Consider the following 11,348-nt stretch of genomic DNA (forward strand, 5'->3'; position numbering starts at 1 on the left):
TCGGTGTCCTGCCGTGCCGTTACTGGCAGCCCGCCGCGGTGCGCAGCTTTGTGGCGCGGTCGGTGCGCTCCCAGGTGAACTCGGGGAGTTCGCGGCCGAAGTGGCCGTACGCGGCGGTCCGGGCGTAGATCGGGCGGAGCAGGTCGAGGTCACGGATGATCGCGGCGGGGCGGAGGTCGAAGACCTCGCTGATGGCTTCCTCGATCCGTGCCGGGTCGACGGTGGCGGTGCCGAAGGTCTCCACGAACAGACCGACCGGCTCGGCCTTGCCGATGGCGTAGGCGACCTGGACCTCGCAGCGGGCGGCGAGGCCGGCCGCGACGACGTTCTTGGCGACCCAGCGCATGGCGTAGGCGGCGGAGCGGTCGACCTTGGACGGGTCCTTGCCGGAGAAGGCGCCGCCGCCGTGCCGGGCCATGCCGCCGTACGTATCGATGATGATCTTGCGGCCGGTCAGGCCCGCGTCCCCCATCGGGCCGCCGATCTCGAAGCGGCCTGTGGGGTTGACCAGCAGGCGGTACCCCTCCGTCTCCAGCTTGATGCCGGCCTTGGCGAGGGCCGCCAGCTCCGGCTCGACGACGTGTTCGCGGATGTCGGGCGCGAGGAGGCCGTCGATGCTGACGTCCGAGGCGTGCTGGGAGGAGACGACCACGGTGTCGAGCCGTACGGCCCGGTCGCCGTCGTACTCGATGGTGACCTGGGTCTTGCCGTCGGGCCGCAGGTACGGGACGGTCCCGTCCCTGCGGACGTCGGTGAGGCGGGCGGCGAGGCGGTGCGCGAGAGTGATCGGCAGCGGCATCAGTTCGGGCGTGTCGTCGCAGGCGTAACCGAACATCAGCCCCTGGTCGCCGGCGCCCTGCCGGTCGAGTTCGTCGCTCGTGCCAGGTCCCTTGCCGACGCGCTGCTCGTACGCGGTGTCCACGCCCTGGGCGATGTCGGGCGACTGGGCCCCGATGGAGACCGACACGCCGCAGGAGGCCCCGTCGAAGCCCTTGGCCGACGAGTCGTAGCCGATGGCGAGGACGGTGTCCCGGACGAGCTGGGCGATGGGTGCGTAGGCCGTGGTGGTGACCTCGCCGGCCACGTGCACCTGGCCGGTGGTGATCAAGGTCTCGACGGCGACGCGGGACGAGGGGTCCTCCTTCAGGAGCGCGTCGAGAAGGGAGTCGCTGATCCGGTCGGCGATCTTGTCGGGGTGTCCCTCGGTCACCGATTCCGAAGTGAAGAGGCGCAGGCTCATGTCAGCTCACCCGGGCCGCGAAGAAGTGCCGCTCGATGGCGTCCAGGGTGCGGATCGAGTCGACCTCCAGGGTGTCCATGTCGATGGAGCGGCCGCTCACCTGCTCCAGGAGGAAGACGAACTCCACGAAGGACAGCGAGTCGATGAGGCGGTTCTCGATGAGGTCGAGGTCACCGGCGATGTCCTCGCGGTCCGGGTGGCGCTTGACGATCCACGCCTTGACCTGGTCGATTCCGTCGGCGATGGGGCTGGTCATGGGGTTACTCCTTAATGTTTCACGAGTTTCGGTGTTCGGTGAGGATGGGCGCGGCCACGGCGACCGCGTAGTCGACGTCGTGGCTGATGCTCACCGTGATCTGCGCGATGCCGGAGGCGGCTGCCATCCGGCCGGCCGCGCCGCGCAGGTCGACCAGGGGCCAGCCGCCGTCGGCGCGCTGCACCACGATGTCCAGCCAGGGCAGGAAACGGTTGCGGACCCGTAAGGTCTTGAAGGCGGCTTCCTTGGCGGCGATGCGTCCGCAGAGGCTGAGCACGTCCAGCCCGGTGGAGGTGCGGCAGTCGGCCAGCTCGCTGGGGACGAGCATGCGGGTGAAGAAGTCCTCGCCGTGCTCGTCGAGGAGGCGCCGGACACGGGTGACGGACACGATGTCCATGCCGAGATGTGCCCAGCCCGGGCCACTGGGGGCGGGTTGGGCCGGCACGTCAGAGCACCGACCTCGCCCGCACGACCGCGTCGGCCGCCGCGTCCCAGTCGCCGTACCGGCGGGTCAGTGCCGACAGCCAGCGTTCCAGCCCGAAGGCCACACAGCTGGTGAAGGCCGGTCCCCCGCCGTCTGCGAGCGTGATGTCGCAGCGGTCACCGAAGAAGTTGCGGTGGGTGTTGACGGACGCGATGGCGAGGTCCTCGAAGAGGAATTCGTGCTTGACGGGCACGAGGCGCTGCAGCACGGCCTTGGAACTGCCCTTGTCGTAGAAGGGGTCGCACGCCGCTTCCTTGCGCAGCGGCAGGTCGAGCGCCTCGGCGAACGCGGTGATCCGGTCACCGAAGGTGGTGAGGTGCTGCTCGGCGTGTTCCTGGCCACCCAGTGCGACGATCTCCCGCATACGGAAGCCGAGTTGGCGGCGCAGCCCTTCGTACCGCTCTTCCTTGCGGAAGCACCAGCCGACGACGGTCACCAGGGTGTCGGCCGCCAGCTGCCGGCCCTCGTGGCTGAGGTAGACCCCGTAACAGGAGGCCGAGGGCAGCCCGAGCGAGGCCGGCTGCAGGGCGTCGCAGGGAAAGCAGCCGGTCTCCTGACAGAGCCCGGAGCCGCCCTGGGCGCTGTCCAGGTTGAGCGGGGAGACCACCACGGCCTGGTGGGGGAAGTTCTCGTAGTAGTCGAGGCGGGCCAGGTCCTGGGTGGGCAGGAGCGGAGGCGCCGTCATGGAGCCGGCCCCCGCGGCGTGGCCCCAGCTCTCGAAGGTGTCGTCGAGCAGCCGCAGCAGTGCGGTGCCCTCCGGGCCCAGGGTGGGCAGTCCGGCCCTGTGGTCGGTGGGTGGTGGGGTGCGGACTTCGGTGGGTGTGGACATGCGTACCTCACTTGGGGCGTAGAACGCGGTGGCGACCGGACGGCGGTCCGGGTCAGATGACGGGCAGCACGTCGTCCGTGAAGATCCCGGTCTTCAGGAAGAACGCCAGTGGCTTGCGGACCGACTTTCGCTCGAGGGCGCGGCGGCGGTCGTCGGCGAGCAGGGCGTTGCGCAGCGCGAGCGGGTCGGCGACGCCGGCGTCGCGGTAGACGTGCGGGTTGTAGAGCGAGTTGATGCTGAAGACGACGTACCGCTTGAGGTACGCCTCCACCTCGGCGTGCCGCTCCTCGCTGATGGTCTCGCGCATGCGGGTGTGCAGCAGGGAGACCAGTTCGCGCCCGAAGGCGATGTGGCGGGACTCGTCCTGGTGGTGCAGCCGGTTGACCTGCCGGATCGTGTCGCACAGCGACGCGTCCTGCGCCATGTGCATGTTGTAGAAGTCCACGAGCTCTTCGAAGAACAGGATCCGGGCGAAGACCAGGAAGTTCTCCACCTCGGGCTCCCAGTCGGAGGTGGCCCGCATCGCCGTGGAGGGGTAGATCTTGTCGCCGTAGCGGCGGCAGAACTCGGCGAAGAACCACATGTGCTCGTTCTCCTCACCGATGAAGTGGTGGAAGAAGTCCGAGGGGATCTCGAATCCCGGCATGTGGATGCGGTTGACGACCTCGATGAGCAGTTCACGGATGCCGTGCACGTTGAGGCTGTAGAAGTTGATGCTCTCCCACTTGGACAGCCGGCGCAGGGTCTCCTCGCCGAGTGTGTCGAAGTGCGGGGTGCCGTACGGGGTGAGCAGCTCGGGGCTCATCCACATCCGGTCCTCGTCGAGCCGGTCGGGCCAGTCGAACTGCTGGTACGGGTTGTAGTAGTCCTCGATGGACTTGGTCGAGAGCCGTTCCAGGACCTCTTGGAAGCGGTCGGTGATGGGCAGGGCCGGGGCGGCCATGGTCGTCCCTCCAGTGGTGGGGTCCGGTGTGACGTGATCCGGTGCGACGTGGTCCGGTGTGCCGGGCGGGTCAGGGACGGGCCTCGTAGACCGCGTTGACGGGCGTCTCGGTGGCGCGGCGCCAGCGGGAGAAGCCACCGGCCTTGGCGATCCGCCGGAAGGCCGTCTCGCCGGAGTGGTTGCCGAGGGCGTACGGGCCGCGCTGGGCGACCGCGACCGGCAGGCACATCACGGCGGACAAGCTCATGAACATCCGGGCGGCGGGCGTGCCGTGCGCGGTGACGTCGTCGGCGGAGGCGTTGGTCTCCACCAGCATCCACGTGCCGTCCGGCTTCAGCGTGCCGCGGACGTGCGCCGCGGCTCCTTCCGGGTCGCCCATGTCGTGCAGGCAGTTGAAGAAGGTCACCAGGTCGTAGTCGCGGCCCGGGTAGTCGTCGGCCGAGGCGGTGTCGAAGACCACTCGGCCGCTCAGCCCCGCGTCGTCGGCGAGCTGGCGGGCGATGCTGATCGCCTCTTCGGAGTAGTCGTAGCCGTGCACGGTGGCCTCGGGGAACGCCTTGGCGATGAGCAGCGTGGTGTGTCCGACGCCGCAGCCGACGTCGGCGACCCGGCCGCCGTTGCGCAGCTTGTCCGTCACCCCGTCGAGCGCGGGCAGCCACTCGGGGATCAGCCGGTGCTCGTACGCTGGCTGGAAGAAGCTGCCCATGCCGGTGTCCAGCGCCGGGTCGTGCTCGGCCCAGCCGACGCCCTCGCCGGTGCGGTACGCGTCCACGAGCAGGTCCTCGGTCGCGTACAGGGCCTTGAGCGCGGTGAAGAAGCCGGCCGTGTACGTGACCGCGGCGCGGTCGGCGAGGACCGGGGCGTGTGCGGCGGGCAGGGTGTAGCGGTCGGAGCTGGGGTGGCGCTCGACGTAGTCGGCGCTGAGCTGGGCGTGCAGCCATTCCTCGGCGTAGCGCGGGCTGATGCCGGTGCGCTCGGCCAGCTCCTCGGGGGTGAGCGGGCCGTGCTCGGCCAGCGCCCGGTACAGCCCCAGGCGCTCGCCGAGGGCGACGGTCAGGCCGCGTACGGCGGCGGCCGCGTCGGTGATGACGCGCTGGTGGAACTCTTCGGTGGTGACACCTTGCAGGACGGCGTTCATGATCTGGGCTCCTCAGCCATGTGCTGCGCTCCTCGCCGGTTCGCGGATCGCAGGTCGCAGGTGAACAGGAAGGACCGGGGTACGCGGGGCACGCTGCGCGGCGGCACCGGGTAGGGCCAGCGGCCGAAGTCGGCGCCCTCCTCACCGGGCTGCCTGACCTCGCGCGGCGCCCAGCCGGTGTCCAGCAGCAGCTGCTCGGGCTCCTCGGTGCCGAACAGCCAGGGGTTGCCGTCGTCGGCCAGGGCCTTCAGGAACGGCCGGGACAGCGGGTTCTCCAGCGCGGCCCGGCTGATGACGTCGCCGGCCAGGACGGAGTCCGGGGCGCTGACGTCGGCGAGGGTCGCGAGCAGGGTGCGTACGGCGTCCTCGGGGAGGAAGAAGAGCAGGCCCTCGACGACCCACAGGGTGGGCCGCTCGCTCTGCCAGCCGGCTTCCTTCAGCGCGCCGGTCCATTCCCCGGTGAGGTCGACGGCGACGGGGTGCCGGGTACGGCCGGCCGGCTGCGGTTCGTCGGCGAGCATCCGCGCCTTGGCGTCCAGCAGGGCCGGCCGGTCGAGCTCGTACACCGTGACGCCGTCCGGCCAGGGCAGCCGGTAGAAGCGGGTGTCCATCCCGGCGGCGATGAACACGACCTGGCGGATGCCGCCCTCGGCGACGGTCCGTGTGACGGCCTGGTCGAGGTACTGGGTACGGATGGCCAGGAAGGGCACCGTGCCGGCGCCCGCGTACCGTTCGAGCAGCTCGAATCCGGTGTCGGCGGCGACGGTGCGTGCGTAGGAGTCGTTGAACAGCCGGTCGGGGCGCTCGGATTCGAGGGCCCGGGCGGCGGCGGTCCACTGTGCGGTGCGGGATACGGCCTCCACTGGAGGTCCTTCCTTCGGTAGAGAGCCGGTGTCCGGTCCCGGCCGGGGCCCGGAACACGGGCACGGGGTGGAGAGGACGGTCGTGTCCGGCGTCAGCCGCGCACGCAGGGCACCGGGTCCTCCGCCGCCGTCTTCGACGGGGGCTGGGCGGCGGAGCGGCGCCGGAAGATGCTGTGCAGGACCATGCTGAACACGACCGTCCCGTCTTCGGCCACCAGCGAGCACTTGGGCTGCACGATGCCGGTGGCGGGACTGCCGAGGGACGGGCGGGAGCCGAGGATCTCCAGCCGGGCGGTGAGGACGTCCCCCGGCCGTACGGGCCGGACGAAGCGGACCTCGTCGATGCCGGGCGAGCCGAGCCCGTCACTGGAGGCGAGCAGGCCGTCCACGTAGCACCGCATGAACATCGCGGCGGTGTGGAACCCACTGGCGATCAGCCCGCCGAACGGGCTGCGCGCGGCGGCCTCCCGGTCGGTGTGGAACGGCTGCGGATCGAAGCGCGCGGCGAACTCCAGCACCTCCTCCTCGGTCACGGTGACCGTCCCCAACTCGTGAACGTCACCAGCGCGGAAGTCCTCGAAGTAACGCATGCGTGTGCCATCCCCTCGTTGAAGACCCAACAGCCCTTGGCACACCACAACTTACGATCGGGCCGTTTATTTTGTCAATCCAAATCTATGGATTCAGAAAGAGCTGCCGACGACCCCGCGCCCGCGGGGAGCGCCTGCTCGACGTCGTTCCACAGGTCTTCGGGGTGCTCGATCCCCACGGCCATCCGCACCATCCCGGCCCCCACCCCCGCCGCCCGCAGCGCCCGGTCGTCCAGCTCCCGGTGGGAGGTGCTGGCCGGGTGGGTCACCAGCGTCTCCACGCCGCCCAGCGACAGGGCGAGCTGCGCGACCCGCAGCCGCTCGGCGAAGGCGCGGCCGGCGTCCCGCCCGCCGGCCAGCTCGAAGGAGACCATTCCGCCGAAGCCGGAGAGGAACCGGCGGGCACGCTCGTGGGAGGGGTGCGTGACCAGACCGGGCCAGTAGACCCGCTCCACCTCCGGGTGAAGCTCCAGCCGGGCGGCGAGGAAGGCCGCGTTGCGGCAGTGCTGACGCATGCGCAGCGGCAGCGTCTGGATGCCGCGCAGGGTGAGCCAGGCGGCGAACGGGTCGGCCGTGGCGCCGAGTTCGACGGCGCGCCGCCAGACCCGCTCGTACAGGTCCGGGTCGGCGAAGACAGCCGCTCCCCCGATCACGTCCGAGTGCCCGCCCAGGTACTTGGTCGTGGAGTGGACCACGACATCCGCGCCGAACGCGATCGGACGGCACAGCGCGGGCGACGCGAGGGAGTTGTCGACCATGCTCACGACCCCGGCCCGCCCGGCCACGCTCAACAGGCCTGCCAGGTCGGGAACTTCCCCGGTCGGGTTCGCCAGTGTCTCCAGCACCAGAAGCCGGGTGGCCGGGCGCAGGAGCGCCGCCAGCTCCCCCGCGTCGTCGCCGGACATCCGTTCCACCTCGATGCCGAACCGCTCGGCGAGGTCGGACAGCACCGCGTACGTACCGCCGTACAGGCAGCTCTGCGCGATCACATGGTCGCCCGGGCGCAGCAGAGCCAGCAAGGTGCTGCTGATCGCCCCCATCCCGGACGCGGCCGCCAGCGCCCGGGAACCGCCTTCGAGCCCGGCGAGGACGCGTTCCAGCGTGCGTACGGTGGGGTTGCCGCGCCTGCTGTAGACGAAGTCCCCGTCGGGTGCGGCCATCGCCGCCGCGAGCGCGTCGGCACTGTCGTACGCGAACGCCGACGACCTCACCATCGGCGTACTCAGCGGTCTCGCACCGCCCGGGACGGCATCCGCCGCCGCGGCCGTCACATGGACCGCGCGGGTCTCCAGGTGCAGTGCTCCGAGGTCTCGGTCCTCCGCCATTCCAATCCCCTTCCAGGACGGACCAATTGGCCAGATGGGTGACTACGGCGACGGGGCCGTGCAGTGCCCCTGCGCGGGCACTGCACGACCCCGGAACGACTGCCGGCCGTACGGCTTACGCGACGACCTTCTCGCCCGCCGGCGCACCGCTCTGCTGCGCCTCGGCCCGGGGCGCACGGCCGCGCATGAACACCAGCGTGAGCAGGGCACCCACGGCCGCGACGCCCGCGGCGCCGAGGAAGGCGGAGCTGAACCCGTCGGTCAGCGCGGGCAGGTCGCCGAGCTTGCCGGCGCCCTGCGAGGTGGCGAGCGCGGTGAGGGCCGCCAGGCCGAGCGCGGAGCCCACCTGGTAGGTGGTGTTGACGATGCCGGAGGCCAGCCCCGCCTGCTCCTGCGGCACTCCGGACATCGCCGCCATCATGGCCGGGATGTACGCCAGCGACATGCCGAGCGCCGCGACCAGCGAGGCCGGCAGGACGTCGACGAGGAACGCGCCGGTCGGCTCGACGGCGGAGAGCCAGACCAGACCGGCCGCCAGGACGAACAGACCGCCGGCGATCAGTGGCTTGGGACCGAACCTGCCGAGCAGCTTGGCGGTGATCACCGTCATGAAGATCATGAGCAGCACGGTCATGGGCAGCAGCGCGGCACCACTGGCGAACGCGCCGTAGCCGAGGACCTGCTGCAGGTACAGGTTGAGGAAGTACCACATCGGGATCCAGGCCGCGCCGAGCAGCATCATCGAGAGGTTCGAGGACGCCAGGCCCGGAGTGCGCCACACACCCAGCGGCATGAGCGGCGCCTTGACGGACCGCTGGATCACCAGGAACAGGCCGATCAGCACGGCGGCGCCGACGAGTCCGAGGACGGTCTCCGTCGTACCCCAGCCGACCTCCGGGGCACGGACCACGGCGAACACGGCGAGCGCCAGGCCGGCGGTGACGGCGACGGCGCCGAGCAGGTCCACGGAGCCCCGCTTCCCCGCGACGGCGGGCAGCAGCCCGGTGGCGGCGAGAGTGACGATGCCGATCGGGATGTAGATGATGAACACCCAGGGCCAGCTGGCCCATTCGGTGAAGACGCCGCCGAGGAAGACGCCCGCGGTGCCGCCGGCCGGGGCCGCGGCTCCGTAGAAGGCCATCGCCTTCCCCAGCTCCTTGGGGTTGTGCCCGAAGAGCATCATGAGCAGGGTCATGGAAGCGGGCGCGATCAGCGCGCCGCCGACGCCCTGCACCGCCCGGCCCAGGATCTCGGCCCACGCCGTGGAAGCGGCGGCCGCGACGACGGAGCCGGCGATCAGCACCGCCCAGCCGCTGACGAAGATCTTGCGGGCGCCCAGCAGGTCGGAGAGCCGGCCGCCGAGCAGCAGCAGGCCACCGAAGGCGATGACGTAGGCGTTGAACACCCACTGCAGGTCGCCCTGGGAGAACCCGAGATCGCGCTGCATCTCGGGCAGCGCCACTCCGATGATGGACGTGTCCATGATGACCATGAACTGTGCGGCCGCGAGCACGGCAAGTGCCCACCAGCGCCGCGGATTGACGGCAGACATGGCGCCACCCTTTCTCGGTCGTATACCCCCGGGGGGTACTTGCGACGGGGAACGTAGCATACCCCCGGGGGGTAATGGAACCCAGAAGGAGGCCCGGAAGGAGACCTGGAAGGAAACCTCTGAAACAAAAGGCCGCCGATACCCCCCTGGGGTATCGGCGGCCTTTCTGTGCAGCGCCGGCCGGAACCAGTCCGGCCGGCTCGCCATGTCAGGTCGGTCGGCCCGCCTTACAGGCGCCTCCCGAACAGTCACGCCGCGCCGACACCGGGCCGCCCGACTGCTCGACCCGCGCGGCGGCGACCTGAAGGAGCGCCACGACGACCATCCGCACCACGGGATCACCCGCAGCCCGGCGCGCCGCCTGCCACGCACGGACGGCCACACCGCCCCGGCCGTCACCGGACATCCACCCCACCCCTCTCATCGACTCGCCGAGTACCATATACCCCGCGGGGGTATACCGCCAGGGAAGGCGGCCGAGCCGCAAGGGACCGGTGCCGTACGCCACTTGGTATACAGACCGGCATTCGCTGTCCACCGGCTGGTAAGGTCCTTTTGCGATCGAGCGAACATCACCCTGAGGTCTCATATGCCGCCCCAACGCCCGGGGAACGCGCTTCCCTTTCTCCTTCTCACGGCATTCCGCGTCCTCATCGACGAACTGCACGTGCGCCTCGCCGACCTGGGGCACCCCGAACTGCGCCCGGCGCACGGAATCGCGATGCAAATGATCAGCCGCGGCGGGAGCATCACCGACCTCGGCCGACGGCTGGGAGTGTCCAAGCAGGCCGCCAGCAAGACGGTGGCCGGGCTGGAGAAACTCGGTTATGTACAGCGGCAGGCGAGCGTAAAGGACCAGCGTCAGACCGAGGTGAGCCTGACGGAGCGCGGCGTGGAAGCACTCACCTTGTCGGGCGACATTTTGAACCAACTGCGCGACGAATGGGCCACGATGGTCGGTGAAGAAGACATGACCCTGGTCGAGGACGCGCTGGAAAAGGTGGGCCGGTCCGACTCCGACGGGATCGAGCGCATCGCCGGATGGCTGGGCGCCTGACCGGCGCTGTACCGGCACGTGCCCGTGCGGCTCACACCAGGTGAGCCGCACGGGCACGCTGCACGAATGCAGTCGTCAGTGATGCTGTTGCACCGACTCGGACTCCGTGCGGGTGTCGGTCGCCCAGGCGGGCGCCTCGGCCCCGGCCGGGGCCGTCCGCGCCTCGAACTTCTCCAAGGTGAACGTCATGTCACCGTTTGAGCCGTAGCGCGTGCACATCTGGGTGGGGTAGTACCCGGACACCTCGACCGCCGGCGTCTGGGGTATCGGCCGGCACGCCGCCGACGGCTTCGTCGCGACGACCCAGTCCTTGTTCACCACCGGCTCCCAGAAACTGATGTGCCCGTCCCACGTGCCGTAGGCAAAAGCCTGGGTGAACGGTTCACCATTGGCCGGGGCCGCATTGGGGTCGATGAGATGATTCCCCATGCGTCCGGCGGCTCCGGGCAGCCCCCAGCCTTCGGGGGCATAGGGTGCCGGCACGGTTTTCTTCGCCTTTGCGTCGTCATCGCAATTGATGACGAGATTGCACGGTCCTGTTCGTATCCTATTCCGTTCCGAGAAATCCTGGATGAAGAAATGCATGTCGAAGTGCGGCTTATCGAAGACGTGCGTCGGCCCGTGGCCATGCATTTGCCAGTTGAACATCAGCCACGAGAACGGCAGTCCGTTGAGCTTCGGGAACCACAGGTCACGCTCGTGGCCACTCGCACAATCGGTCTCGAGGTCGATGCCGTCGCCGCCCTTGTCGAAGCATGTCTGCCCGTCATGGCTCGGCGTCGACGGCAGCGACCTCATGGCCGCCGCGTTGACCCGGACGGCGAGCACCTTCGGGTGCCTGGCGTCGTCGGTGGCGTACAAGGTCTCGACGAAGCCGTCGCCGAGCGAGACCTTGTTGAACGACGTCAGAGCCGGCAAGCTGGTCGACTCCGCCACCGGCTGCGCGGACTCGCCGCCGTCGGCGTCGCTCGCCGACACCAACGGCGCGAGTCCGAGCAGTGTGGCCACGCTGAGCGCCAGGCCCAGCGACCATCTCGAACGCATATTCTTCATCATCGGTCTGTCCCCCCG

Annotated in this window: 12 protein-coding genes; 1 reads left to right on the forward strand and 11 read right to left on the reverse strand. The window is 69.9% G+C overall.

All coding sequences use genetic code 11. The annotated features are described in order from the left end of the window. Positions 1-19: 19 nt before the first annotated feature. The 10 genes from metK to AAC944_RS06500 form a co-directional block, all read right to left on the reverse strand. The gene (metK, locus tag AAC944_RS06455) at positions 20-1,240 is read right to left on the reverse strand and encodes a methionine adenosyltransferase (protein ID WP_030611065.1); all 1,221 of its coding nucleotides are present in this window, start codon (positions 1,238-1,240) and stop codon (positions 20-22) included. Position 1,241: 1 nt separating this feature from the next. Further along, positions 1,242-1,496, reverse strand: a complete 255-nt coding sequence (locus AAC944_RS06460; protein ID WP_030611062.1) for a hypothetical protein — start codon at positions 1,494-1,496, stop codon at positions 1,242-1,244. 19 nt (positions 1,497-1,515) lie between these two features. Beyond that, a complete protein-coding gene (locus AAC944_RS06465; protein WP_030611059.1) occupies positions 1,516-1,893 on the reverse strand; it encodes a holo-ACP synthase in 378 nt (125 codons plus the stop codon). A 49-nt stretch (positions 1,894-1,942) separates the two neighbouring features. Then, positions 1,943-2,809 carry a class-II aminoacyl-tRNA synthetase family protein gene (locus AAC944_RS06470; protein ID WP_030611055.1) on the reverse strand — a complete coding sequence of 289 codons (867 nt, stop codon included), beginning with the start codon at positions 2,807-2,809 and terminating at the stop codon, positions 1,943-1,945. Between the two features lie 52 nt (positions 2,810-2,861). After that, a complete protein-coding gene (locus AAC944_RS06475; RefSeq protein ID WP_030611047.1) occupies positions 2,862-3,752 on the reverse strand; it encodes a diiron oxygenase in 891 nt (296 codons plus the stop codon). A gap of 70 nt (positions 3,753-3,822) precedes the next feature. Next, a complete protein-coding gene (locus AAC944_RS06480; protein ID WP_030611045.1) occupies positions 3,823-4,890 on the reverse strand; it encodes a class I SAM-dependent methyltransferase in 1,068 nt (355 codons plus the stop codon). After that, positions 4,887-5,753 (reverse strand): class I SAM-dependent methyltransferase, encoded by an 867-nt coding sequence (locus AAC944_RS06485; RefSeq protein ID WP_030611042.1) that lies wholly within the window; start codon positions 5,751-5,753, stop codon positions 4,887-4,889. The genes AAC944_RS06480 and AAC944_RS06485 overlap by 4 nt, the downstream gene beginning before the upstream one ends. 92 nt (positions 5,754-5,845) lie before the next feature. Further along, positions 5,846-6,343: a MaoC family dehydratase gene (locus AAC944_RS06490; protein ID WP_030611040.1), complete on the reverse strand. Its 498-nt coding sequence runs from the start codon at positions 6,341-6,343 to the stop codon at positions 5,846-5,848. A 74-nt stretch (positions 6,344-6,417) separates the two neighbouring features. Then, positions 6,418-7,668 carry a trans-sulfuration enzyme family protein gene (locus tag AAC944_RS06495; protein WP_078888395.1) on the reverse strand — a complete coding sequence of 417 codons (1,251 nt, stop codon included), beginning with the start codon at positions 7,666-7,668 and terminating at the stop codon, positions 6,418-6,420. Between the two features lie 115 nt (positions 7,669-7,783). Further along, entirely contained in the window at positions 7,784-9,220 is a 1,437-nt protein-coding gene (locus tag AAC944_RS06500) for an MFS transporter (protein ID WP_030611036.1), read from the reverse strand. Positions 9,221-9,887: 667 nt separating this feature from the next. Here AAC944_RS06500 and AAC944_RS06505 point away from each other — a divergent pair. Then, the gene (locus tag AAC944_RS06505) at positions 9,888-10,277 is read left to right on the forward strand and encodes a MarR family winged helix-turn-helix transcriptional regulator (RefSeq protein ID WP_368396952.1); all 390 of its coding nucleotides are present in this window, start codon (positions 9,888-9,890) and stop codon (positions 10,275-10,277) included. Between the two features lie 75 nt (positions 10,278-10,352). On the opposite strand, the gene AAC944_RS06510 is transcribed toward AAC944_RS06505, so the two are convergent. Further along, positions 10,353-11,333, reverse strand: coding sequence for a hypothetical protein (locus AAC944_RS06510; RefSeq protein WP_030611030.1), 981 nt, complete (start codon positions 11,331-11,333; stop codon positions 10,353-10,355). Positions 11,334-11,348 lie beyond the last annotated feature (15 nt).

Origin of the sequence: Streptomyces sclerotialus, assembly GCF_040907265.1 — a bacterium.
In the GTDB taxonomy this organism is placed as follows: Bacteria; Actinomycetota; Actinomycetes; order Streptomycetales; family Streptomycetaceae; genus Streptomyces; species Streptomyces sclerotialus.